23 protein-coding genes are annotated in these 22,693 nt (G+C 72.1%); 2 read left to right on the plus strand and 21 right to left on the minus strand.

Translation table 11 applies throughout. From position 1 onward, the window contains the following. Positions 1-196 precede the first annotated feature (196 nt). Entirely contained in the window at positions 197-2,140 is a 1,944-nt protein-coding gene (locus tag ACLIRP_RS03095) for a RecQ family ATP-dependent DNA helicase (protein ID WP_412062495.1), read from the plus strand. A gap of 21 nt (positions 2,141-2,161) precedes the next feature. Here the strand turns inward: ACLIRP_RS03095 and ACLIRP_RS03100 are convergent, their stop codons facing one another. The 20 genes from ACLIRP_RS03100 to ACLIRP_RS03195 all read right to left on the minus strand — a co-directional run bounded on the left by ACLIRP_RS03100 (position 2,162) and on the right by ACLIRP_RS03195 (position 20,593). Then, positions 2,162-3,757, minus strand: coding sequence for a choice-of-anchor B family protein (locus ACLIRP_RS03100; protein ID WP_412062496.1), 1,596 nt, complete (start codon positions 3,755-3,757; stop codon positions 2,162-2,164). A gap of 131 nt (positions 3,758-3,888) precedes the next feature. Further along, complete coding sequence (locus ACLIRP_RS03105) at positions 3,889-5,211, minus strand: choice-of-anchor B family protein (RefSeq protein WP_412062497.1); 1,323 nt, start codon at positions 5,209-5,211, stop codon at positions 3,889-3,891. A gap of 37 nt (positions 5,212-5,248) precedes the next feature. Further along, positions 5,249-5,770, minus strand: coding sequence for an asparaginase domain-containing protein (locus ACLIRP_RS03110; RefSeq protein WP_412062498.1), 522 nt, complete (start codon positions 5,768-5,770; stop codon positions 5,249-5,251). A gap of 73 nt (positions 5,771-5,843) precedes the next feature. Further along, positions 5,844-6,167, minus strand: coding sequence for a DUF4296 domain-containing protein (locus ACLIRP_RS03115; protein WP_412062499.1), 324 nt, complete (start codon positions 6,165-6,167; stop codon positions 5,844-5,846). After that, positions 6,164-6,484 carry a hypothetical protein gene (locus ACLIRP_RS03120; protein ID WP_412062500.1) on the minus strand — a complete coding sequence of 107 codons (321 nt, stop codon included), beginning with the start codon at positions 6,482-6,484 and terminating at the stop codon, positions 6,164-6,166. The genes ACLIRP_RS03115 and ACLIRP_RS03120 overlap by 4 nt, the downstream gene beginning before the upstream one ends. A gap of 142 nt (positions 6,485-6,626) precedes the next feature. Next, on the minus strand, positions 6,627-7,550 hold the full coding sequence (hisG, locus tag ACLIRP_RS03125; RefSeq protein WP_412062501.1) for an ATP phosphoribosyltransferase: 924 nt from the start codon (positions 7,548-7,550) through the stop codon (positions 6,627-6,629). A 64-nt stretch (positions 7,551-7,614) separates the two neighbouring features. Continuing rightward, positions 7,615-8,706: a DUF4837 family protein gene (locus tag ACLIRP_RS03130; RefSeq protein WP_412062502.1), complete on the minus strand. Its 1,092-nt coding sequence runs from the start codon at positions 8,704-8,706 to the stop codon at positions 7,615-7,617. After that, positions 8,703-9,527, minus strand: coding sequence for a tryptophan synthase subunit alpha (trpA, locus tag ACLIRP_RS03135; RefSeq protein WP_412062503.1), 825 nt, complete (start codon positions 9,525-9,527; stop codon positions 8,703-8,705). Before trpA ends, ACLIRP_RS03130 begins: the two co-directional genes overlap by 4 nt. 82 nt (positions 9,528-9,609) lie before the next feature. Further along, on the minus strand, positions 9,610-10,062 hold the full coding sequence (locus tag ACLIRP_RS03140) for a GNAT family N-acetyltransferase (protein WP_412062504.1): 453 nt from the start codon (positions 10,060-10,062) through the stop codon (positions 9,610-9,612). After that, entirely contained in the window at positions 10,059-11,306 is a 1,248-nt protein-coding gene (gene trpB, locus ACLIRP_RS03145) for a tryptophan synthase subunit beta (RefSeq protein ID WP_412062505.1), read from the minus strand. Before trpB ends, ACLIRP_RS03140 begins: the two co-directional genes overlap by 4 nt. Before the next feature lie 4 nt (positions 11,307-11,310). Beyond that, positions 11,311-11,949: a phosphoribosylanthranilate isomerase gene (locus tag ACLIRP_RS03150; RefSeq protein ID WP_412062506.1), complete on the minus strand. Its 639-nt coding sequence runs from the start codon at positions 11,947-11,949 to the stop codon at positions 11,311-11,313. A 54-nt stretch (positions 11,950-12,003) separates the two neighbouring features. Beyond that, entirely contained in the window at positions 12,004-12,834 is an 831-nt protein-coding gene (gene trpC / locus ACLIRP_RS03155; RefSeq protein WP_412062507.1) for an indole-3-glycerol phosphate synthase TrpC, read from the minus strand. Then, positions 12,834-13,874 carry an anthranilate phosphoribosyltransferase gene (trpD, locus tag ACLIRP_RS03160; protein ID WP_412062508.1) on the minus strand — a complete coding sequence of 347 codons (1,041 nt, stop codon included), beginning with the start codon at positions 13,872-13,874 and terminating at the stop codon, positions 12,834-12,836. Before trpD ends, trpC begins: the two co-directional genes overlap by 1 nt. Continuing rightward, complete coding sequence (locus ACLIRP_RS03165) at positions 13,871-14,308, minus strand: four helix bundle protein (RefSeq protein WP_412062509.1); 438 nt, start codon at positions 14,306-14,308, stop codon at positions 13,871-13,873. Before ACLIRP_RS03165 ends, trpD begins: the two co-directional genes overlap by 4 nt. Next, complete coding sequence (locus tag ACLIRP_RS03170; RefSeq protein ID WP_412062510.1) at positions 14,305-14,916, minus strand: anthranilate synthase component II; 612 nt, start codon at positions 14,914-14,916, stop codon at positions 14,305-14,307. Before ACLIRP_RS03170 ends, ACLIRP_RS03165 begins: the two co-directional genes overlap by 4 nt. Before the next feature lie 11 nt (positions 14,917-14,927). Further along, a complete protein-coding gene (gene trpS, locus ACLIRP_RS03175) occupies positions 14,928-15,944 on the minus strand; it encodes a tryptophan--tRNA ligase (protein ID WP_412062511.1) in 1,017 nt (338 codons plus the stop codon). An 82-nt stretch (positions 15,945-16,026) separates the two neighbouring features. Further along, positions 16,027-16,497: a hypothetical protein gene (locus tag ACLIRP_RS03180; protein ID WP_412062512.1), complete on the minus strand. Its 471-nt coding sequence runs from the start codon at positions 16,495-16,497 to the stop codon at positions 16,027-16,029. 76 nt (positions 16,498-16,573) lie between these two features. After that, positions 16,574-18,118: an anthranilate synthase component I family protein gene (locus ACLIRP_RS03185; protein WP_412062513.1), complete on the minus strand. Its 1,545-nt coding sequence runs from the start codon at positions 18,116-18,118 to the stop codon at positions 16,574-16,576. A 229-nt stretch (positions 18,119-18,347) separates the two neighbouring features. Next, the gene (locus ACLIRP_RS03190; protein ID WP_412062514.1) at positions 18,348-18,857 is read right to left on the minus strand and encodes a hypothetical protein; all 510 of its coding nucleotides are present in this window, start codon (positions 18,855-18,857) and stop codon (positions 18,348-18,350) included. Between the two features lie 5 nt (positions 18,858-18,862). Beyond that, on the minus strand, positions 18,863-20,593 hold the full coding sequence (locus ACLIRP_RS03195; RefSeq protein WP_412062515.1) for a L,D-transpeptidase family protein: 1,731 nt from the start codon (positions 20,591-20,593) through the stop codon (positions 18,863-18,865). Between the two features lie 135 nt (positions 20,594-20,728). Between ACLIRP_RS03195 and ACLIRP_RS03200 the strand changes: the two genes are divergently transcribed. Next, positions 20,729-21,523 carry a hypothetical protein gene (locus ACLIRP_RS03200; RefSeq protein WP_412062516.1) on the plus strand — a complete coding sequence of 265 codons (795 nt, stop codon included), beginning with the start codon at positions 20,729-20,731 and terminating at the stop codon, positions 21,521-21,523. 70 nt (positions 21,524-21,593) lie between these two features. Here ACLIRP_RS03200 and ACLIRP_RS03205 read toward each other — a convergent pair whose 3' ends face one another. Continuing rightward, on the minus strand, positions 21,594-22,625 hold the full coding sequence (locus tag ACLIRP_RS03205) for a TerC family protein (protein ID WP_412062517.1): 1,032 nt from the start codon (positions 22,623-22,625) through the stop codon (positions 21,594-21,596). Positions 22,626-22,693: the final 68 nt, after the last annotated feature.

Consider the following 22,693-nt stretch of genomic DNA (forward strand, 5'->3'; position numbering starts at 1 on the left):
GCGACCCATGCGACTCCACCACGAGTCTCGGGCCGCGCCGGCTACCACCATCCGTACAAACCGCAAAGCGGTAAGCCGTTCGGCACCTACATAGACCCGCGAGATCGCCAGACATAACCTTTGATCTCAAGTTTTTTTTCGGTACCGCCCCTGGCGGCGCCTCAGGGCCGATCCGGGGCGGGCGGTACTTTCCAACATGACGCCCGAGATCCCTGACTCCGCGCTCCACGCGCTCCGCGAGGTCTGGGGCCACCCGGCCTTCCGGCCCGGGCAGGACGAGGCGGTCGCCGCGGCGATGGCGGGCCGGGACGTGCTGGCGGTGCTGCCCACGGGTGGCGGGAAGTCGCTGGTGTACCAGGTCCCGGCGGTCGCAGCCGGCGGGCTGGCGCTGGTCGTGTCGCCGCTCGTGGCGCTGATGCAGGACCAGGTCGAGGCGCTGGCGCGGCGGGGCGTGCGCGCGGCGGCGCTCCACGGCGGGCTGGGGCGCCGCGCCGAGGACCAGCTGTGGACCGACGCCGAGCACGGGCTGTACCGCGTCGTGTACCTGACCCCGGAGCGGTTGCAGACCGACCTCTTTCTCGCCCGCGCCCCGCGCCTCGACGTGACGCTGCTAGCCGTCGACGAGGCGCACTGCGTCTCCGAGTGGGGCCACGACTTCCGGCCGGCGTACCGCCAGATCGCCGACGCCCGCCCGCTCGTCACGACCGCCGCCGGCGATCCGGCCCCGCTCGCGGCCGTCACGGCGACGGCCACGCCCGAAGTGCGCCGCGACATCTTGGACCAGCTCGCGCTGAGCGACCCCGCGGTCGTCGTGCGCGGCTTCGACCGGCCCGGTATCACCTGGAGCGTCCACCACGTCGACGACCCCGTCGGGCAGGCCGTGGAGGTGTTTCAGGCCGTGCCCGGGGCGGGCCTGGTCTACGCCGGGACGCGGCGGGCGACCGAGGCGACGGCGCGACGGCTGGCGCACGCGGGCATCTCGGCCGAGCCGTACCACGCCGGCCTCGATCGCGACCTCCGCGCCGAGACGCAGCGCCGCTGGCTCGACGGCCGGACGCGCGTGATCGCGGCGACGAGCGCGTTTGGGATGGGCATCGACAAGCCCGACGTCCGCGCGGTCGTCCACACGGCGCTGCCGCCGACGCTGGAGAGCTACTACCAGGAGGCCGGCCGCGCGGGCCGCGACGGCGAGCGCTCGTTCGCCGCGCTCGTGCTCGGGCCCGACGCCGAGCGCGTCCCCCGCGCGCTGGTCGACCGCAGCCACCCCACGCCGGCCGACGTGCAGGCCGTGTACCAGGCCGCCGGGAGTCTGGGCCAGATCGCCGTCGGCAGCGAGCCCGAGGCGCCGGTGACCGTCGACCTCCGGACGCTCGCCGAGGTCGCCGGGCTCACGCCCTCCGTCACGCGAGCGGCCGTCGACCGGCTGGCAGCCGACGGCGCGTGGCGCGTGGTCGAGGGGCGGGAGGGCGAGATCCGCTTGCGCCTGACGCGGGGCCGCGAGGGGCTGCTGGCGTCCGTCGAGGGGGCGTCGGGCGCCGTCCTCGACTTTGCCGACGCGCTCGTCCGCCGGCTGCCGCCGAACGCCGCCGAGGGCGTCACGCTGCGCCTCGACGACCTGGCGGAGACGGTCCGATTGACGCCCGACCGACTGGACGCCGGCCTCGACTTTTTGGCCGCCCGGGGCGGACTCGAGGTGACACGCCCCGGCGCGGGCCTCACCCTCGCGTGGTCCGGCGCCCGTGCCTCGCGTGCGCCCGTCGACGCCCTCGCGCTCGACCGGGGCCGCCGCCGCGCGCACGCCCGCCTCGACACCGTCGTCCGCTACGCGACGGCCGTCGGCTGCCGTCGCCAGCACCTGCTGGCGTACTTCGGCGAGCCCGCGCCCTCGCGCTGCGGCCGGTGCGACGTGTGCCTCGGCCGCCACCGCCCGGCCGTCGTCACGCCCGACGACGAGCCGGCGCTCGACGCCATCCTGGACGCCGTCGAACGCGGCGAGCCCGCGCTCGCGCCCGACGCCCCACGCCACGCGCGAGCGCTCGCGGACTGGCTCGTCTCGGAAGATCTGTTGCGGCTCGCCGACCCGCTGGCGGGCCGCTTCGAGCTGACCCCGAAGGGCCAGCGCCGCGTGGGCCGGGACTAACCGACCCGCGCGGCCATCGGACTATCGCGTGAGCACGACGCGGCGCGAGACCTCGAACCGCTCGCCGACGACGCGCACGATGTACACGCCCGCCGGAACGGACGCGGCGTCGACGGTGAGGGTGAGCGGGCCGCTGGCGGCGACGGGCCCGTCGTACAGGTCGGCCACCAGGCGGCCGGCCACGTCGTAGAGCCCGGCCACGACGCTCTGTGCCGTGTCGACGGAGAGCGACAGGCGGGCGACGCCGGCGGCCGGGTTCGGGCGCGGTGCCGTCAGCGCGTAGCCCTGGGACAGGTCCGGCTGCTCATCGTTCGCCACGAGCAGGGCCGGATCCGGGCGGAGGACGAACAGGCCGTACGTGTCGTCGTTCGCGATCACGAGCCCGCTCTCGAAGTACGGGTAGTTGCTCCACTGCCCGTTGAACGAGATCACGTTGCCGTTCGGGTACGTGTCGAAGAACGCCGCCTCCGTGAGCTGCCCGGCCTCGATCTGGCGGAGGTCGACGATCCGCAAACCCGACTCGTAGTTGCTTTGGTAGGCGTAGTCGCCCCGGACGTACTGGTTGTGGTCGATCGTCGTGAGGCCCGAGGTGTAGGCGAACGCGAACTCCGGGTCGTCGAGGTCTTGGAAGTCGATCACCAGGCTCCGCTGGCTCGGCGTGAGCCCGTTGATCTCGTCGAGTTCGTCGTCGGTCAGGAAGTAGCGCTGGTCCGCCGTCAGCCAGCCCTGGTGCGTGTACGAGAAGTTGGGGTACGAGGCCTGCGAGAGGATCCGGACGTCTTCCTTGTCGCTCACGTCGAAGACCGTGACGACGTCCTCGTTGGCGGCGAAGCAGAGTTCCTTGCCGGCGTGCTCCGTGTCGGGGCCGCTATACATCACGCACTGCGCGTCGTGCGTGTAGCCCCGGCTCCGGGGGCCCGTCTCCAGCGCGGCGTCCGAAAAGCAGCCGGCGAACGTCGGGTTCTTGGGGTCGCGGATGTCGATGGCGTGGAAGCCCGGGAGGTCGCACGACGCCGGGAGCCCGAGGGCCGCCCGCCCGCCATCGGGGTACCGGAAGCCGACCGCGTACGCGAAGCCCGAGTCCTCGTTGATCACGATGTTGTGGGCCGAGCGGATGCCCGTGTACACCGCGTCGGGCGCGAGCGTGACCGCGTCGCCGCTGAGCGAGCGGAGCCGGGTGAGGTCGAAGATCTGGACGCCGTGGTCGCGCGAGGCGTCGGCGACGATGAACGCGTGGTCGGCGTAGACCTTGACGTCGCGCCAGACGGGGTTGAGCTCGTTGGCCGTCGGGATCTTGCCGACCAGACGCGGAAAGGCGGGGTCGGAGAGGTCGACGATCCCCAGCCCGTTGTACGACCCCACCAGCGCGTACTCGACGCCGGTCTGCGGGTCGGTCCAGCCCCAGATATCGTTGTTGCCGTTCGCGGCCGGCGACCCGGGCGTGGAGATGGACCCGACCGAGAGGTAGCCGACCAGGTCCACGCGGTCGCACGGGAAGGCGCCGACGTCGGCGAGCGTGGCGACGCCGTTCAGACACGCCGCGCGGGGCGTCTGGGCCTCAGCGGCGACGGTGGCGAGGAGCGCCGCGAGGGCGACGAGGGCAAAGCGGAACGACATCGGCAGGGGGACGGTGGGCTCGAAGAGTACAACCCGCCGCCCGCCGTGATTGGCGCTCGAGAAGGCAAAAAGCGAGCGGGGGCCCCGGCGCTGTGCCAGGGCCCCCGCAAAGGCAAAACGCAGGGCGTTCCTTACATGCCCATCGCCATCGCCGCGCCGCGCGGGCGGAGCACGAAGAAGCCCGTGTTCGAGTCGCTCGCGACCACCAGGCCGCTCTCGAAGTACGGGTAGTTGCTCCACTGGCCGCCGAAGCTGATGTCGGTGGCGTCGGGGTACGTGTCGAAGTAGCCGACCTCGGTGAGGTTGCCGTTGAGCACGTCCGAGTGGTCGAGGATGCGGAGCCCGGAGTGGTAGTTGCTCTGGAAGCTCAGGTTGCCGACCACGTAGAGGTTGTGGTCGATCGTCGTCAGGCCCGAGTCGTAGATGCCGATGAACTCGGGCTCGTCGAGGTTCTCGACGTTGAAGAGCAGCGTCCGCTGGGTGCTGACGTAGCCGTTCGTCTCGTCGAGCTCGTCGTTCGCCATGAACGCGCGGCGGTCCTCGGTGAACCAGCCCTGGTGCGTGTAGGCGTCCTGCGGGTAGGCGGCCATCGAGATGACGCGGACGTTCATCTTGTCGGTCACGTCGAAGAACGTGACGACGTCCTCGTTCGAGCCGACGCAGATCTCGCTGCCGACGTAGTCCTCGTCGGGGCCGTCGTAGTTGATGCACTGCGCGTCGTGCGTGTAGCCGGGCGCCGAGACGGGGCCGACGTCCTTGGCGGCGTCCGAGAAGCAGTTGACGAACTCGGGGTTCTTGGGGTCCTGGATGTTGATCACGTGGAAGCCCGGCGCGCCGCACTCGGCGGGCAGGTTGTCGCCGCGCGAGCCGGAGCCGACGGCGTAGGCGTAGCCGGAGTCCTCGTTGATCACGATGTTGTGGACGTTCGTGACCTGGTCGTAGTGGGCGTCGGCCTCGAACGTGCCCTGGTCGGCGGTCAGCCCGCGCAGGCGCGTCAGGTCGAAGACCTGCATGCCGTGGTCGCGCGCCTCGGAGACGATGAACGCGTGGTCCTGGTAGACCTTGATGTCGCGCCAGACGGTCGAGACGGTCTGCGTCGGGAGCTTCCCGAGCATGACGGGCATCGACGGGTTGGAGATGTCGATGAACTCGGTCCCATTCGCGAGGCCGACGAGCGCGTACTCCTTGCCGGTCTGGGCGTCGGTCCAGCCCCAGATGTCGTTGAGCTGGTCGGTGTCGAAGTCGGCGAGCGGGATGTGGGCGACGAGGTCGACGTTCGAGCACTCGAACGTCATGCCGCCGGCCGTGGCGGCGCCGTCGACGCAGGCGGCGGCCATGGCCATGTCGTCCATCGGCGGGTTGCCCGTGCCGTTGGTCATGGCGCCCATGGAGCTGGAGCAGCCGGCGGCGAAGAGGGCCAGCGCGAGGGCGCCGGGGAGGGACAAGCGGGTCATGTGCAGGGGAGGGTGGGGAGTGAGAGCGTGCGGGGGGCTAGGCCTGGGACGGGACCGCCTCGAATCGGTTGCGTTCGCGGTCCTTGCGGACGGCGAACGGGTCGAAGACGCGCCCGTTCATGGCAACGTACGCACCGGGCGGAAGCGTCTGTGCGGCGGCCGCGGCGAAGCCGACGTTGAACTCGGCGTCGCTGGCCTTGAAGCGGGCCGGCGCGAGCGAGCCCACGAAGACGGCCGTCGTGTCGGAGCCCGCGTCGGCGAGCGCTCGGGCCACGACGCGCGCCGTCTCGGCCATCGTGTCGGTCCCGTGCGTGACGATGACGCACCGCGCGTCGACGGCGACGACGCGCTCGGCGATGTGGTGGCGGTCGGCGTCGGTCAGCTCCAGGCTGTCCTTGCGCATCAGGGCCTCGACCGAGTACGGGAACGTGACGCCGGCCTCGGCGAAGAGCCCCCCGATCTGGGGCTCGCCGATCTCGTACGCGCTCTTGGCGTCGAAGTACTCCTTGTCGATGGTGCCGCCGGTGGTGAACACCTGGACGGCCGGGGGCGCGGACATAGAAGGGGAGAGGAGACGGGGGAGGATAGAGGACGGCCGCCTGGCGATACCTGCCTGCGGCCATTCTCCACCCTCACTCCTCCGTCCGCCCCTCGCGCTCGGCCAGGATGCGCTCGCCGAGCGCCTCGTACGTCACCTGCACCATCCCGGGGTCGTCCGCGAGCGCGTCGAGCCGGGCCGCCAGCGCGGCGGAGTCCAGCCCGTGGGCTGCGAGCGCGGCGTCGCGCAGGCTGTCGGCAAACGTGTCGCTGGCGGTCGAGTCGAGGGCGGCGACGGCGTCGGCGAGGTGGAGCTCGACGAGCGCGTCGACGAGCGCCGGGTCGGGCTCGGGCCGCTCGGGCTCCGACGGCGCGCAGCCCGCCAGCAGCGCCAGCCCGGCCAGCGCCAGCCGCCTCACGCGGCGTCCGGGCCGTCGACCTCGAGCCGCAACAGGTGCGCGGCGTACGTCTTGCCCTGGGCGTCGAGCTTGAGCGAGACCGTCCCGCCGCCGCCGAGCGCCCCGTGGAGCATGAAGTTGAGCGCCGACAGGTTCGGCAGCTCGAACCGCTCGACCTCGCCGGTGCAGCGCGGCCCGAAGTGCTCCTTGACGACGTCGGCGGTGACGGTCTCGCGGAGCCAGTCGTAGTGCGCCGGGTCGCGCGCGATCAGGCCGACGTTGACGGCGTCGCCCTTGTCGCCGGAGCGGCCAAAGCAGAGGTCGAGAAGGCGAGGCATGGAGGGGTCGAGGGGTGGGAAAAGGATGCGGGGAAGCTACCGACGCCGTCCACCAGACTTCGAGGCCGGCGGTCTTGAGGAATTGGGAAGGAGGCGAGCGGCTGCCCATCCCTCCATCCCGCATCCCCCATCCCTCTCGCCGCTAGGGAATCATCTTGTTGAGCGGGTACTCGATGATCCCCTCGGCGCCGAGCCGCTTGAGCTCCGGGATCAGCTTGCGGACCTGCCGCTCCTCGATGATGGTCTCGACGGCGACCCACTCGTCCGAGAAGAGCGGCGAAATCGTCGGGTTGCGGAGCGCGGGCAGCGTCTCCACGACGGCCTTGAGCTCCTCGCGGCGGACGTTGAGCTTCAGGCCCACCTTGCCCTCGGCGCGGATGGCGCCCTCGAGCAGAAGCGCGAGGTTCTCGATCTTCTCGCGCTTCCACGGGTCCTGCCACGCTGCCTTGTTGGCCACGAGCTGGGTGTTCGAGCTGAGCAGCACCTCGACGATCCGCAGCTTGTTGGCGCGCAGCGAGTTGCCCGTCTCGGTCACCTCCACGATGGCGTCGACCAAGTCCGGGGCCTTCACCTCGGTCGCGCCCCACGAGAACTCGACGTCGGCCGTGACGCCGTTGTCCGCCAGCCAGCGCTCCGTGAGCCCGACGACCTCGGTCGCGATCCGCTTGCCCTCGAGGTCCTGGACCGAGTGGATGTCGGAGTCCTCCGGGACCGCCAGCACCCAGCGGACGGGCCGCATCGAGGCCTTCGAGTAGATCAGGTCGGCGACCACGTGGACGTCGGCGCCGGTCTCGGCGATCCAGTCAAGCCCAGTGATGCCGGCGTCGAACACGCCGTCGGCGACGTACTTGCCCATCTCCTGGGCGCGGACCAACATCGCCGTCAGCTCGTCGTCGTCGATGGACGGGAAGTAGCTGCGCGAGCGGACGGAAAAGCCGTAGCCGGCCTTTTCCAAGAGGTCGAACGTGGACTCCTGCAGGCTGCCCTTGGGCAGGCCCAGGCGCAGGACGTTCGTCGGGGCGGCCTCGTCGGTCGCGGCGTCGGTGGGGGCAGTCTGTGTGGCCATTGGGGGGACTAGGGAAGAAAAGAGGAGGGGAGGAAAGGAAGGGCAGAGGACGGAGAGTGCCTCGTTACTCCTGCGGGTCGTTGGGCTCGGTTTGCAACGTGAAGGCGATGGCCTCCATCTGGCGGAGCAGCTTGCGTTTGTCGAGCGTGCGGTCGGGCGCGAACGTCATCCCGTAGTAGACGAACAGGCGGTCCGACGCATCGTCGACGATCGTGTAGCGGACGTACGAGCCGCCCATCACGTCCTCAGTCATGTACCAGAAGCCGCGCTGCTCGCGCGCCGGGCGGCCGCCGACGGAGGTCGTGTCGCGCTCCATCGGGCGCTGGTCGTCGAGCTGGACAAACGAGCCGTCGTACGACCCCAGGGCGAACCGCTCCAGCAAGCCGTTCGTCACGTCGTCCATCTCGTCCTCGGGCGGGAGCGCCGCGACGCCGTCCTGCTGGAAGACGAAAAAGTCGCGCCAGGTGTCGGAGAGCACGCGGCGGAAGCGGATGAACGTGCCCGTCCGGCCGGCGACGGTGACCGTCGTGTCCTGCACCGGGACGTAGTCGTGCTGGATGCCGATGGCGAAGCCGTGGCGCTCGAAAAGGTCGGCCTCGACGTCGGTCTGGCGAAGGCGCGAGAACATTTCGGTCTGGGTCCGGCGCCGCGCCAGCTCCTGGTAGCGGCGACGGAGCTCCGGCCCGCGCGCGCGGATCTGGGACGCCAGCAGCGAGTCGCTCGCGGCCGTCGCGACGGTCACGAGCTGCTCGCGCGCCCACAGGTCGTCGCGCAGGTTGATCGCAGCCGACTGGCCGGCGCGGACGGACGCGAGGTTCTGCTCGCCGACGCGGGACCGCAGAAAGTCGCCGATCGGGCCCTCGGCGTCGATGGGCGCGGCGAAGACGAGGTTCGGCTGGATCTTGAGCGCCTCGAAAAAGCGGTTCGTCAGCGGCTGGAAGCGCAAGCGGAACGCGCCCTGGTTGCTGGGCAGCGTCACGATCGGCTGGCCGAGCGTCTCGCGGAGCGCGTCGCCGACGGGCCCGGCCCACGTCGCCGAGTCGGTCGCGACGATGATCTCCTCGCCGTTGCCCCGCGCGGTCGGCGCGGGCGGCGTGACGGACTCGCAGCCGGCCAAGACGGCCAGGGCGAGGAGCGGGAAGAGGAGCGGTTTCATGGGCGTGGTTGGCGGTCCCGACCCGTTTTCAACTGGTAAGCCCAGTCGCCGATGCGGGCGCGGCGTGCGGAATCGGTGAGGTCTGGGTCGTCCCACAGCGCCTCGGCCCGGCGGATCAGCGCGCTCCCGACGATGAACCCGTCGGTGTGCGCGCCCAGGCGGGCGGCGTCGGCGTGCGTCGAGATCCCGAAGCCGACGAGCAGCGGTTGCTCGACCAGCGACCGCGCGCGTTCGAGGTACGCGTCCGTCGCGTCGGCCGCCCCGAGCCCGGAGCCTGTCAGGCCCGTCACGCTCACGGCGTAGACGAACCCGGTCGAGCGGGCATCGACCAGGCGGACCCGGTCGTCGGCGGTGTTGGGGGCGATCAGGTGCGTGACCGAGAGCGAGTGGGCGGCGGCGGCGGCCTCCAATTCCTCGGACTCCTCGGGGGGGAGGTCGGGGAGGATGAGGCCGTCCACGCCCGAAGACGCGGCGTCGGCGCAGAAGTCGCTCACGCCGTACCGAAAGACGGGGTTGGCGTAGCCCATCAGCACGACAGGCGTGTCGGACTCACGCCGGAAGGCGGCGGCCGTCTCGAACGTCCCGGCCATCGTGGCCCCCTGCGCGAGCGCCCGCTCCGACGCCTGCTGGATCGGGAGGCCCTCGGCGACGGGGTCGGAGAACGGCATCCCGAACTCCACGAAGTCGGCGCCCGCTTGGTCGACGGCCTGGAGGACGTCGAGCGTCGCGGCGGGCGAGGGGAAGCCGGCGGTCAGGAAGAGGCCCATCGCCGGCTCGCCGCGCTGGCGGAGACTTTCGAGGTGGGCGCGCAAGCGGAGCATGGGGAGGAGAGAAGAGGAGGGGAGGAGCAGAAGAGAAGAGAAGAGGGAGGGATGAGAGAGGACAGAGGGATCCTCTTCTCCTCTATGCCTCCTCTCTGCTCGTGTAGAGACCGGGGCGGTCGATGGTCATGAACCGCTCGGGGAAGGGGCAGCGCTCGAAGCCGAGCCCCTCGTAGAAGGGGTGGGCGTCCTGCGTCGTCAGCAGCCAGCGGCGCAGGCCCTGGAGCTCGGGGTGCGCCAGCAGGCACTCCATCAGCCACCGGCCGAGCCCCTGGCCCTGGTGCGGCTCTAGCACGTAGACGTCGCAGACGTAGGCGAAGGTGGCGCGGTCGGAGACGACGCGCGCGTAGCCGATCTGCGGCCCGTCGGGTGCGTAGAGGCCGACCGCCAGCGACCCGGCCGCCGCTCGCGCGACGACCTCCTGGGGCACGCCCGGCGACCAGTACGAGCGCGTCAGGTACGCCCAGACCGCGTCGAGGTCGAGGCGGTCGGGGTCGTCGCTGGCGACGAAACCGGAGGGGTGCGTCCAGGTCATCCCGTCTCGGCCCCGAGGCCGGCGGGGTCGAGGTCCCCGGCGTCGAGGTGGGCCGAGATCGTCGCCATGTCCTTGTCGCCGCGGCCAGAGCAGCTGAAGACGAGCGTACCGCCCGCGCCGATCTCGCGCGCGAGGTCCGGCAGCACGGCGACGGCGTGCGCGGTCTCGAGTGCCGGGATGATGCCCTCGGTCGCGCTCAGCAGCGACACGCCCCCCAGCGCCTCGGCGTCGGTCGCCGTCCGGACCTCGACGCGGCCGGTGCTCGCGTGGTGCGCGTGCTCGGGCCCGACGCCGGGGTAGTCGAGCCCGGCCGAGATGGAGTGGGCGATCTCGACCTGGCCGTCGGCGTCCTGCAGGAGCTTGGTCAGCGTGCCGTGGAAGACGGCCGGCTCGCCGCGCGTCAGCGTCGCCGCGTGGCGCCCGTCGAGCCCCTCGCCCGCGGCCTCGACGCCGATCAGCCGGACATCCGCGTCCCCGAAGAACGGCGCCCAGATGCCTATCGCGTTCGACCCGCCGCCGACGCACGCCACGATCGCGTCGGGCGTCTCCGAGCCGGTGTGCTCCACCAGCTGCGCCCGCGTCTCCTCGCCGATCACGCGGTGCAGGTCGCGGACCATCATCGGATACGGGTGCGGGCCGATCGCCGAGCCGATGATGTAGTAGGTGTCGGAGGGGTTCGAGACCCAGTCGCGGAACGCCTCGTTGGTCGCGTCCTTGAGCGTCTGGCTCCCGCTCGTCGCCGCACGGACGGTCGCCCCGAGGAGCCGCATCCGCTGGACGTTGAGGTGCTGGCGCTCGATGTCCTCGGCGCCCATGTAGACGACGCACTCGACGCCGAAGAGCGCGCACGCGGTGGCTGTGGCGACGCCGTGCTGGCCGGCACCGGTCTCGGCGATGATCCGCCGCTTGCCCATCCGCCGCGCCAGCAGGACCTGCCCGAGCGCCGAGTTGATCTTGTGCGCGCCGGTGTGGCACAGGTCCTCGCGCTTGGCCCAGATCGTTGCGCCGCCCAGCCGCTCGGTAAGCCGGTCGAGCCGGGTCAGCGGGGTCGGGCGGCCGACGTAGTCGCGCAGCAGGCGGCGGTACTCGGCCTGGTACGCCGGGTCGTCCTTGGCGTCGTCCCACGCCTGGCGGACCGCCGCGAGCACGGGGTGCAGGATCTCGGGCACGAACGCGCCGCCAAAGTCGCCGAAGCGACCGCGGGCGTCGGGGAGGGTGGGCGTGGACAGCGTGTCGGGGAGCATCGGGTCAGTCGGCAGCGGCGGCCGCGTGGAAGGCGGCGAAAAAGGCGTCCAGCTTGTCGAGGTCCTTGACGCCCGGCGACGCCTCGACCGACGACGACAGGTCAACGGCGTACGGCCGCATGGTGTCAATCGCTTGGGCGACGTTGTCGGCCGAGATCCCGCCCGCCAGGAACAGGTCGACCTCCGACGCCAGCTCGCGCGCGACGCGCCAGTTGAAGCTCTCGCCCGTCCCGCCCCACAGGCTCGTGTGGTGCGTGTCGAGCAAGACGAAGTCGACCACGTCGAGGTACGGCTCCACCATCGCGCGGACCTGCTCGGTCGAGGCGTCGTGCTGGACGGAGATGGCCTTGATGACGGGCACGTCGACGGCCGCGCAGACCTCAGGCGGCTCGTGGCCGTGGAGCTGGGCGAGCGTGAACCCGACGCGCGCACAGACCTCGTTGACCGCCTCCGCACTTTCGTTGACGAACACGCCGACCGGCTCCGGCCCGCGCACCCAGCCGATGATCTCCTGGGCGACGTCGGGCTTGACGTAGCGCGGGCTCTCGGGGTGCTGGATAAAGCCGAGGAAGTCGGCCCCGGCGACCGCCGCCGTCCGGGCGTCGTGGAGCTGGGTGATGCCGCAGATTTTGACTTTGGTCATGGGATCGGAACGCGTGGAGCGTGGGCCCGTGTGGGAAGGCACGTGGCTCGCGCGCTAGGCCTCGGCGGGGCGGGGGGTAGGCTGCTGGGCGATCAGGACGGCGGTCTCCCGGCGCAGGGCCGCGAGCGCTCGGCCGGGGTCGGGCTGGCGCATGAAGTGGGTGCCGACGAGGAACGCGTCGGCGCCGGCGGCGCGCAGGCGAGCCGCGTCGGCGGGCGTCCGGATCCCGCTCTCGGCGACGCGGACGATCCGGTCGGGGAGGTCGGCGAACACGCGCTCGGCGCGGCCGAGGTCGACGTCGAACGTCCGAAGGTCGCGGCTGTTGACGCCCAGCACGTCGACGGCGTCGAGGTCGAGCGCGTCCACCTCGGCCGGGTCGTGGACCTCGACGAGCACGCCCAGGCCGAGCTCACCGGCTTGCGCCAGCAGGTCGGCGAGCTCGGCCGGGTCGAGCGCAGCGGCGATCAGCAGCACGGCGTCCGCCCCGTAGGCGCGCGCCTCGATCAGCTGGTAGCCGTCGACAACGAAGTCCTTCCGCAGGACCGGCAGATCGACCGACTGGCGGACCGTCACCAGGTCGTCGAGCGAGCCGCCAAAGTGCGCCGGCTCGGTCAGGATCGAGATGGCGGCGGCGGCGGCGTTCTTGTAGCTCCGCGCGATCTCGGCCGGGTGGTACTCGGCGCGGATGGTCCCCTCGGAGGGGCTGGCGCGCTTGCACTCGGCGATAAAGGCGGGGCCGTCGGGGCGGCGGAGCGCGCGCGCGAGCGACAGCGTCGGCGCGTGGAACGCCGGGCGCCGCTCAAGGGCGGCGGCCGGGACGAGCGTCTTGCGGTCGGCGACGAGCGCGCGCGTGTCGGCCAGGATGGCGTCGAGGATGGTCGCCATCAGACCGTGGCGAGGTCGCTGGACACGGCGACGAGCGCGTCCAGCTTGGCGAGGGCAGCCCCGGAGCCGATGCTCTCGCGCGCGGCCTCGAGGCAGTCGTCGAGGTCGCCAAAGTCGGCCGACGCGAGCAAGGCGTAGGCGGCGTTCAAGAGCACGATGTCGGCCTGGGGGCCGCCCGTCCCGGACAGCACGCCGCGTACGATCTCGGCGTTCTCCTCGGGCGTCCCACCCTGGAGCGCGGCCGCGGAGACGCGCGCCAGCCCGAACCGCTCGGGCACGACCTCCTGCTCCAAGAGCCCGCCGTCGTAGGCGTGGCTCCCGGTCTGGTAGATCGTCGTCGGGCTCGTGGTCGAGAGCTCGTCGAGCCCGTCGTGCGCGTAGACGACCACGACGTGCTCGCTGCCGAGCCGCATCAGGATCCGCGCCATCTGCTTGGCGACGGGGTCCGAAAACGCGCCGACGAGCTGGCGCTTGACGCTGGCCGGGTTGCACAGCGGGCCCAGGATGTTGAAGAAGGTCCGGACCCCGAGCGCGCGGCGGACGGGGCCAACATGCTTCAGCGCGGGGTGGAACTGGGGCGCGAACAGGAACGCGATCCCGGCCTCGCGCAAGCACTGACCGGCGGCCTCGGCGTCGAGGTCGGCGCGGACGCCGAGCGCGGACAACACGTCGGCCGAGCCGCTCGACGACGAGACGCCCTTGTTGCCGTGCTTGGCGACGGGCACGCCCGCGCCGGCGGCCACGAAGCTGGCGGCCGTCGAGATGTTGAACGAGCCCGAGTGGTCGCCGCCGGTCCCGCACAGGTCGATCGGGTCGAGGTCGCCCGTCTCGACCGGGATGGCGAACGCGCGCATGACGCGCGTAAAGCCGGTGAGCTCGTCGAGCGTCTCGCCGCGCGAGCGGAGCCCCATCAGCAGCCCGGCCACCTGCGCCGGGTCGGCGTCGCCCGAGAGCATGACGTGCATCGCGGAGGCGGCCTGCGCCTCGGTCAGCGTCTCGCCCTCGGCGACGGCTTGAAGGATCGGTTTGAGCGTGGTCATGAGGGGGCGGTGGTGGGGTACTCGGTACGGGGTACGAGGTACGGGTCGTAGGGCTCGCGCGTGGTATCGGCGTGCGCCCGGTTGTGACGAGCCAGGGCGACGGTTGCCCGCGAGATGCGGGTTGCGAGCGCGTAGAGGTCGTCGAAGGTGTCCTGCTCGATGGAGCCGAGGTCGAGTGGCGCGTAGAGTTGGGAGCGGACCTCCCCGGCAGATCCCCGTGCGATCAGGAGGATGCGGGCGAAGTCTTGTGGCGAGCGACGCTCGAACCCCTCCGCGATGTTCGAGGTGATCGGCACGGACGCCCGCTGAATCTGGTCGCGGAGCCCGAAGTCGCGCGCGAACGAGCTCCCCCGTGTCGCTTCGTAGACGCGACGGGTCAGCTCGCGGCCGAGCTGCCAGGCGTCGATGTCCTCGAATCGGCGGATCGCGCTCATCCTTCTGTACCCCGTACCTCGTACCCCGTACCCCGCGCTGCAAGCGCGGAGCGCACCCAGTTGCGGACGAGCCGCGGCCCCTCCGTCGTCAGGATCGACTCGGGATGGAACTGGACGCCCTCGATGGGGAATGAGCGGTGGCGCAGGCCCATCACGACGCCGTCAGCGGTCTCAGCGGACACCTCGAGGACGTCGGGCAGGCTGGCGCGGTCGAGCACGAGCGAGTGGTAGCGGGTGGCGACGAAGTCTTGCTCGACGCCGTCGAAGACGGTCCGGCCGTCGTGGTGGACGCGCGAGGTCTTGCCGTGCATCAGCGTCGGCGCGTGGACGACGCGGCCACCGAAGACCTCGCCAATCGCCTGGTGGCCGAGGCACACGCCCAGGATCGGGGTCGCCTCGCCGAACCGCTCGATGACGGCCTCGCTGACGCCCGCCGCGTCCGGCCGCCCGGGCCCGGGCGAGATCAGCACGCCCGCCGGCGCCAGCGCGGCGATCTCGTCGAGCCCGATCTCGTCGTTGCGGACGACGCGGACCGCGTCCGTCACCCCGGCCACCAGGTGGACGAGGTTGTACGTGAACGAGTCGTAGTTGTCGATGACGAGGATCACGGGGGCGGGGATCAGTTGAGAAAGCCGACGGCGTCGCGGACCTCGCGCATGACCTCCGAGGAGCGCCGGCGGGCGGCGTCGGCGCCGGCGGCCAGGACCTCGCGGACGCGCTCGGGGCGGGCCGCCAGCGCGCGGCGGCGCTCGCGCGCGGGGCCGAACTGGCGGTCGATCATGCCGAGGAGGGCCTTCTTGGCGTGGCCGTACCCGTAGCCACCGGCCCGGTACGCGTCGGCGATCTCGGCGCGCTCGTCGTCCGTTGCGAAGTGGCGGATGAGCGCGAACGTGGCGTCGCCTTCCGGGTCTTTGGGGTCCTCCAGTGGCGTCGAGTCCGACAGGATCGACATGACCTTTTTCTTGAGCGCCTTGCCCTCGTCGAAGATGCCGATCGTGTTGCCGTAGCTCTTCGACATCTTGCGGCCGTCGACGCCGGGGATGACGGCGACCTCGTCGAGGATGAGCGGCTCCGGAATCGGGAAGAGCGGGGCGTCCTCGGGGCGGAACGCCTGGTTGAAGCGGGCGGCCGTGTCGCGGCTGATCTCCAAGTTTTGCTTCTGGTCGGCGCCGACGGGCACGATCAGCTCGCGATCTGGGGTCGAGTACGCCAGGATGTCGGCGGCTTGCAGGATCGGGTACGTCAGCAGCCCGCCGTTGGCGCCGAGCCCCTGGGCCACTTTGTCCTTGTACGAGACGCCCTTCTCGAGCTGGGAGGCGGGCGTCAGGCACAGGAAGATCCACGTCAGCTCCGCCAGCGCCGGCACGTCGGACTGGACGAACAGGTTGGCCTTGTCGGGGTCGAGCCCGAGCGCGAGGTAGTCGAGCGCCACGTCGAGCGTGTACCGGCGGAGCGCGTCGGGGTCGCGCAGCGTCGTCAGCGCGTGGTAGTCGACGATGAACAGGTAGGCGTCCTCCGGCGCGGCCGCGGCGTTCGCGAGCGCCACGTTCTGGCGGATCGCGCCGAGGTAGTTGCCGAGGTGGAGCGTCCCGGACGGCTGGATGCCGGAGACGAGGACGGGGGAGGCGTCGGGCATGAGAGCGGCGTGCGGCTGGCGGCGTGCGCCAGCGGCGGTCGAGAGCACAGAGCGGCCGGAAGGGCCGCGAGCAGGGCGCGCGCTAGCGCGGGAGGTCGGCGGCGATGCCGCGCAGCAGGTCGATGCGGGCGGCCGAGGCCTCGGCGTTGTGATTGAGGATGGCGCGCGTTCGCTCCTGGTGGTGGACCACGTCGACCTCTTGGGCGAGCGCATCGCTAAAGCCCTTTTCGGCGTCGAGCAGGGCGTCCACGCGCGCGCGGGCGTCGCCGGTGACGGGGGCGATGGGTCCCCGGCCGGCGCCGGTCGGCGGCGCGGCGCCCAGGCTCAGGATCGTCTCGGAGATCTTGGCGACCTCGGTCCGCAGGTACGGCATCATGGCGTCCAGCCGGGTGCGGCTCGGGCCGTCGGGGAAGTCGGCCATCGCGGCCGTGTAGGTGTCGAGCAGGTCGAGGTGCCGCTCGGCGACGGGCATCAGGCGCTCGGCGCTCTCCTGGCGGGAGACGTAGCGGCCGGCGCCGCCTTTGTTGAGGAGCGGGCGGAGGGCAGGAAACATGAGGCGAGAGGGAGAGGGAGGGATGCGGGATGGAGGGGTGAAATGCGGATGCCGCATCCCGTGTCCCCCCATCCCTCTACAGCAGGTCGGACGTGGCGGAGCGCATGGCGGCGAAGAGGGCGGCGGCCTTGGCTTTCGTCTCCTCGAACTCGGCCGCGGGGTCCGAGTCGGCGACGACGCCCGCGCCGGCCTGGACGTAGGCCGTGCCGTCCTTGACGACCATCGTGCGGATCGCGATGCAGGTGTCGAGCGCGCCGTCGAACCCGGCGTAGCCGACGGCGCCCGCGTAGGGGCCGCGGCGGACGGGCTCGAGCTCGTCGATGATCTCCATCGCCCGCACCTTGGGGGCGCCCGAGACCGTCCCGGCCGGGAAGCACGCCGCGAGGACGCTCGCGGCGGGCCGGTCGGCCACGGCGCCGCTCACCGACGACACGATGTGCATGACGTGGCTGAACCGCTCGATCTCGGCGTAGCGGTCGACGGTCACGCTCCCGACCTCGGACACGCGCCCCAGATCGTTGCGGCCGAGGTCGACCAGCATGAGGTGCTCGGCGCGCTCCTTGGGGTCCGCCAGCAGGTCGGCCTCGTTGGCGGCGTCCTGGGCCTCGGTCTCGCCGCGGCGGCGCGTCCCGGCGATGGGCAGCACGAGCGCGCGGCGGTCCGGCCCGCGCGGGTCGACACGCGTGAGCACCTCGGGCGACGAGCCGACAAGCGCGAACTCGGCGCCAGGCGCGTCGAGCCCGTCGACGTCGATGTAGAAGAGGTACGGACTCGGGTTGACCTGGCGGAGCGCGCGGTACAGGTTGAACCGGTCGCCCGCGAACGGCATCGCAAAGCGCTGGCTGAGGACGACCTGGAAAACGTCGCCCTCGACGATGTAGGTCTTCCCCTTGCGGACGGCCGCCTCGTAGTCCGCCCGGGCCACGGACGAGGCGGGCTCGGCCGCCAGCAGGCGCACGGGCTCGCCGGGGATCCCGCCCTGCAAGAGGTCGTCCTCGAGCTCGACGAGCCGCTCGGTCGCCATCGCGAACAGCTCGCGGAGGTCCGAGTCGGCGTCGACGAAGACGGTCGCCATCAGCACGAGCTGGTGCCGGACGTGGTCGAACGCGGCGACGGTGTCGTAGAAGCCCCAGACGCCGTCGGGCAGGCCGAGCACGTCGGGCGGGCCGGGCGGCAGGGCCTCGAGCTGGCGGACGGCGTCGTAGCCCACGAACCCGACGGCCCCGGCGGTCAGGCGGGGGAGCCCCTCCACGACGGCCTGCTCGGTCTCGGCCAGGAGCCGGTCGAGCACCTCGAACGTGTGGCCCTCGACGGGCTCGACCTCGTGCGGCGCGCCGTCGCCGGAGTACCCACCCGCCGGGCGGTGGAGCCGCGTCCGCGCGCCCCGGCTCTCGACGACGAGGTAGGGGCTCTTGCCCAAGAACGAGTACCGACCCAGCCGCTCGCCGCCTTCGACGGACTCCAGCAAGAACCCGAACTGGCCCTCTTCGCGCAGCGCCAGGAACGCGGACACCGGCGTGAGCAGGTCGGCCGAGCGGCGGACGAAGACCGGCACCGCCAGCCGCCGGCCGTCGGCCGGGAGCTGCTCGCGCACGATCGTCTCGAACTCGGTGAGGGTCACGGTGAGGGGGGGAGAGCGGGTGGGGAAGAGTAGGGGGCGGCGGCGCGCGAAACCGAGAACCGACGGCTGAGAACGGGGGACCGCATAAAAAAAGCCCCCTGCTCGGCTGAACAGTGGGCTCGCTACGGAAGGCGCGATCGCGTCAGGCCACAGGCCGTCCGCCCACTGAAACGGTGGGATGCCACGAGGGCCAGACGGTGTGGAGCGCGGTCGGCGTCATGTGGGCAAGCTACTCGCGACCGGAGGGGAGGGCAACCGCCGGGAGGTCCGGCGTGTCCTGAGGGCGCTCGGGCCGGACGATCATCATCTCCGGGGTGTGGAGGTCGGGGTACGGGACCCAGCGGTCCTGAAGCTCATAGGGCTCGACGTCGCGGAGGAACCGATCGGCGCCCGGGACCGCCGGGTCGAGGCGCTGGAGGAGCGCCGGGTCGACCTGCTCGCGGAAGACGTCGAAGCGCCGACGGAGCCGGTCGAGGTCGGACATCGGGACGGGCCCTTCCCAGATCCGCACGTCGGACGGGGCCGTGTCCGCGCGGAGGGCGACGACGGTCGACGGGCCGCACAGGTTCGGCATTGGGACGGGCTCCGGCCCGGACAGCTCGGCGGTCGCCTCGGCCGCGCCGGGCTCGGCCGGGAACGGCGTCGGCATCGGGGCGCCGTCGTCGCACCGGCTGGCGGGCGCCGTCTGCGCGCTCGCGGCGCTCGACAGCAGGACGGCAGACAGGAGGAGCGCGCGCATCGTGATTATCCGGTGGTTCGTCGGTCGTCGTCGGTGGTCTCCGAATCCAGCCCGAGCGCAGCCGCCAGGCGGGGGTCGTAGCCGTACGGGTCGGCGAGCATCCGCAGGCGCCCGTCGGGCTCGGCGACGGCGGTGAAGTACGTGAAGTGGCTCAGGAACGGGCGCGCCAGCCCGACCCCGCGCCGGGGCCCGCGCCGCCACGCCGCCTCGGCCTGCCCCGGCTCCCAGCCGTTGACAGTCGTCAACAGGTACTCTGCCAGCACGTCCGGCGCGCCGGCCTGCACGCACCCGCTCGACATCGACGAGCCGGCGCCGTCGTCGAACGTGTAGCGCTTGTTGGTGTCGTGAATCAGGATCGCGTACGGGTTGTGCATCAAGAACTTGACGCGGCCGAGCGGATTTCCCGGGCCCGGCCGCTGCACGAACCGGAACTCGCCGACGGAGACCGAATCCCACGGCACGAGCCGGCTGTCGACGGCGGCGCCGTTGCGGTACACCTCGAAGCCGGCCCGCCACAGCGCCAGGCTGTCGGCGACGGCCATCGGGAACACGTTCGAGGCCGCGAGCGAGCGCGGCACGTACCATGCGGGCTGGAACTCGACGGTGTGGATGGAATCGGTGATGACGGGCGTCGTCCACCCGGCCGTCATCGCATTCCCGATGTTGACCGGCATCCGCAGCGCCTCAACGTAGGGTGCGCCGAGCGCCGCCCCGCTGTCGCGCTGGACGACGCGGAGCTCGAAGGCGGGCAGGTTGACCCACACGAAGTGGTCACCGAGGTCGTCGGCGAGCCAGCGCCAGCGCTCCAGGTTGAGGGCGATCGTCGCGCGGACAGGCCCGAGGTCGGTGTTGAGCGCGTCGGTGGCGGCGGCATCGAGGACGGCGTCGGGGCCGAGCCCGTGGTCGGCGCGGAAGCGGCCCAGGGCGGCCGCGAGCGAGTCGTCGAAGACGTAGGCGTCGGGGCGGGCCCAGGCGTCGAGCGTGTCGGGCCGGACGTAGCCCCACGCCGCCAGCCGGTCGCGGACGTGGGGCACGCGGACCGACCGCTGGCCGGGGAGCAGCGTCGCGCCGTCGGGCACGGGCGCGAGGCCTGTGGAGAGCGCCGCCAACCGCGCGCGCAGGCGGCGGTACCCGTCGTGCGGCGGGCGCAAGCCGTCGAGCGCCCGCGCGGTCTGGGCCGGGTTGCCGCCGCGCATCGCGTCCGCGAGCGCGTCGAACAGGGCGCCGGTCGAGTCGCGGGCGACGGGGAACCACGAGTGCGTGTACAGGCGCGCCGGGTCGGCGCGCCGGCCCCGGAGCGCGTCGCCGGCGCGCAGGAGCGCGTCGCTCAGCGCCACGTCGACGGCGGCCAAGAGGGCGGGGCGGGGGTCGGCGAGCGTATCCCTCGCCTCGCCGTCGAGCGCGGCCCACTGGCGCTCGGCGCGGGCGAGCGCCCGGCGCAAGGCCGGGACCACGTCGGCGTGGACGTCGGCCGCCGGGACGCCGTCGGACTCGACGTCCTCGAGAAGGCCGGCGACGGCGGCGCGGTCGCCGGCGGTCGCCCAGCGGAGCGCGGGCGCGTCGTAGACGGTCGCGAGCGCGGGGTGCCGCGCCGGGTGCGCGAGCCGCGCCTCGACCTGGGCGGCGACGGCGTCACGAGCGGGCGGGCGGACCTCGTCGGGCCCGCCGAAGAGGTCGCCGAGCAGGCCCCAACCCAGGAGCGACGCGAAAACGAGCGAGAGAATCGGGTGCAGCATAGGCGTGCGAGTCGAACGAAGACTCGGGCGGCAAAAGTACGCGGGGCCGAGCGCTCGGCCGTCCTGTGCGGGGGGCATTCCGCCGGACCCCCGGCCGCGCCCGCTCGTACCGTGCGCCGCCGCCCCCGATCCCCGATGCCCGCCCTCCGCCTCGACTTCGACCCCGCCCGCGACGGGTTCGCCTTCCGCAACTCGTTTACGTGGACCGACGACGACCTCGGCCTGCTGGCGCGGCGGCTGCGCGGGGCCTCGGCCGTGCCGGTCGCGCTGGGCGCCGCGGCCGGCGGGGCCGCCAGCGGGGCGCGGGGCGGGGTTGCCGGGCTCGTGGCGGGCGCCGCGCTCGGCCGGCTCGGCTGGGGCGACGGGATCGTCCGCGCGATCGCCCGGCGGTGGCCGACGTTCGGGCTGTGCGGCGGGATGGCGCTGGCGGCCGTCGAGCGGTGGCCGAGCCGAGGCACGCCGACCGCCGACCTCGCGGCCGGGCCCATGCGGGCGCTCCTGCGCAAGCGGCAAGAAAGGACGCTGCGCGCCTCGCTCCCGACGTTCGCCGCGTGGTGGCTCCGCGCGCTTCGCGCCGGCGAGCAGGGCCCGTTCGCCGACGCCCTCGAGCGCGAGCTCGACGCCGTCGAGGCCCGCTTGCGCGAGGGCCGCCCCGCCGTGCTGGGGCTCGTCGGCGACGCGCCGGACCCGTTCGCGCTCCACCAGGTCGTCGCCTTCGGGATCGACCGGACGGGGCCGCTCGCGGCCACGCTCGCCGTCTACGACCCGAACGCCCCGGGCCAGACGCGCACCATCTCCACGGCCCCCGGGGACCGCCCGGGCACGACGGCGCTCTCGACGACGATGCGCACGGGCCGCGGCCCCGACGGCCGTGCCCACGTCTCGACGCGGGCCGGCCACCTCTCGCACCTTTTCGTGGTGGACGTGTAACGTCGGTTCGGAACTGGCTTCGGGGAGGCGACTGCCGTGGTCCGCCCGGGCGGTGGCCCCGTCCCCTGGCTCAGTCCCGGTCCGACGGCCGCGCGACGGGCGGCGACGCGTCCGAGACCCCATCGCCGCCGGGCGTGGGGACGCCGGGCGGCGGCACGAGCGCGTCGGTGGCGAGGCGGTCGCGGCGGTCCGCGGCCCACGAGAACGCGGCGGCGGCCGAGATGCAGGTCACCACGACGAGCAGCGAGAGCCACGTCGGCAGGTGGACGCCGAACGGCTCCAGCAGCATCTTCGTCCCGATAAACACCAAGACGGCGCCCAGCCCGATGTGAAGGTAGCGGATCCGCTCGATGACGCCGGCCAACAGGAAGTACAGCGCCCGCAAGCCCACGACGGCCATGATGTTGGAGCTGTAGGCCAGGAACGGGTCGGTCGTCACGCCCAGGATCGCCGGGATCGAGTCGACGGCGAAGACCACGTCGGTCAGCTCGATCATGACCAGGACCAGGAACAGCGGGGTCACCCAGAGCCGGCCGAGCTTGCGCAGGAAAAAGTGCTCGCCGTGGTAGCTCCGGGTCACCGGGAGCACGCGGCGGAGCAGGTTGAGCACCTTGTTGTCGCCCACGTCGGCGACCTCGTCGTTGTGGCGGAACATCCGCAAGCCGGTGAGCAGCAGGAACGCCCCGAAGATGTAGAGCACCCAGTGGAACCGCTCCACGAGCGCCACGCCGAGCAGGATCATCGTGGCCCGCATCACGATGGCCCCGAAGATGCCCCAGAACAGCACGCGGTGCTGGTAGCGCAGCGGCACGGCGAAAAAGCCGAACAGGACCGCGATCACGAACAGGTTGTCGACCGACAGCGACAGCTCGACGAGGTAGCCGGTCAAGAACGTGAGCCCGGCCGTGGTGCCGTAGGCCCACCACACGGCCCCGTTCACCAACAAGGCGGCGGCGACGAAGAACGCCGACAGCCTCGCGGCCTCCCGCCACTTGATCTCGTGCGCCCGCTTGTTGAACACCAAGAGGTCCAGCAGGAGCAGGACGACCACGTAGCCGTTGAGCGCGGCCCAAGCCCAGGAGGGGACGTCGAGGTGAGACATGGGTCGTCAGAGGTGGCGCTCTAAACGCGGGGGGGTGTCCGGGGTTCGTCCCGGGCGGGGCTTCATGG

The organism is Rubrivirga halophila, assembly GCF_046845755.1.
Classification (GTDB): domain Bacteria; phylum Bacteroidota; class Rhodothermia; order Rhodothermales; family Rubricoccaceae; genus Rubrivirga.

Bases quoted from the DNA above. Each gene is read 5' to 3' on its own strand.
- ACLIRP_RS03095 (WP_412062495.1), top strand. From the start codon at position 197: ATGACGCCCGAGATCCCTGACTCCGCGCTCCACGCGCTCCGCGAGGTC.
- ACLIRP_RS03100 (WP_412062496.1), bottom strand. From the start codon at position 3,757: ATGTCGTTCCGCTTTGCCCTCGTCGCCCTCGCGGCGCTCCTCGCCACC.
- ACLIRP_RS03105 (WP_412062497.1), bottom strand. From the start codon at position 5,211: ATGACCCGCTTGTCCCTCCCCGGCGCCCTCGCGCTGGCCCTCTTCGCC.
- ACLIRP_RS03110 (WP_412062498.1), bottom strand. From the start codon at position 5,770: ATGTCCGCGCCCCCGGCCGTCCAGGTGTTCACCACCGGCGGCACCATC.
- ACLIRP_RS03120 (WP_412062500.1), bottom strand. From the start codon at position 6,484: ATGCCTCGCCTTCTCGACCTCTGCTTTGGCCGCTCCGGCGACAAGGGC.
- hisG (WP_412062501.1), bottom strand. From the start codon at position 7,550: ATGGCCACACAGACTGCCCCCACCGACGCCGCGACCGACGAGGCCGCC.
- ACLIRP_RS03130 (WP_412062502.1), bottom strand. From the start codon at position 8,706: ATGAAACCGCTCCTCTTCCCGCTCCTCGCCCTGGCCGTCTTGGCCGGC.
- trpA (WP_412062503.1), bottom strand. From the start codon at position 9,527: ATGCTCCGCTTGCGCGCCCACCTCGAAAGTCTCCGCCAGCGCGGCGAG.
- ACLIRP_RS03140 (WP_412062504.1), bottom strand. From the start codon at position 10,062: ATGACCTGGACGCACCCCTCCGGTTTCGTCGCCAGCGACGACCCCGAC.
- trpB (WP_412062505.1), bottom strand. From the start codon at position 11,306: ATGCTCCCCGACACGCTGTCCACGCCCACCCTCCCCGACGCCCGCGGT.
- ACLIRP_RS03150 (WP_412062506.1), bottom strand. From the start codon at position 11,949: ATGACCAAAGTCAAAATCTGCGGCATCACCCAGCTCCACGACGCCCGG.
- trpC (WP_412062507.1), bottom strand. From the start codon at position 12,834: ATGGCGACCATCCTCGACGCCATCCTGGCCGACACGCGCGCGCTCGTC.
- trpD (WP_412062508.1), bottom strand. From the start codon at position 13,874: ATGACCACGCTCAAACCGATCCTTCAAGCCGTCGCCGAGGGCGAGACG.
- ACLIRP_RS03165 (WP_412062509.1), bottom strand. From the start codon at position 14,308: ATGAGCGCGATCCGCCGATTCGAGGACATCGACGCCTGGCAGCTCGGC.
- trpS (WP_412062511.1), bottom strand. From the start codon at position 15,944: ATGCCCGACGCCTCCCCCGTCCTCGTCTCCGGCATCCAGCCGTCCGGG.
- ACLIRP_RS03180 (WP_412062512.1), bottom strand. From the start codon at position 16,497: ATGTTTCCTGCCCTCCGCCCGCTCCTCAACAAAGGCGGCGCCGGCCGC.
- ACLIRP_RS03190 (WP_412062514.1), bottom strand. From the start codon at position 18,857: ATGCGCGCGCTCCTCCTGTCTGCCGTCCTGCTGTCGAGCGCCGCGAGC.
- ACLIRP_RS03195 (WP_412062515.1), bottom strand. From the start codon at position 20,593: ATGCTGCACCCGATTCTCTCGCTCGTTTTCGCGTCGCTCCTGGGTTGG.
- ACLIRP_RS03200 (WP_412062516.1), top strand. From the start codon at position 20,729: ATGCCCGCCCTCCGCCTCGACTTCGACCCCGCCCGCGACGGGTTCGCC.
- ACLIRP_RS03205 (WP_412062517.1), bottom strand. From the start codon at position 22,625: ATGTCTCACCTCGACGTCCCCTCCTGGGCTTGGGCCGCGCTCAACGGC.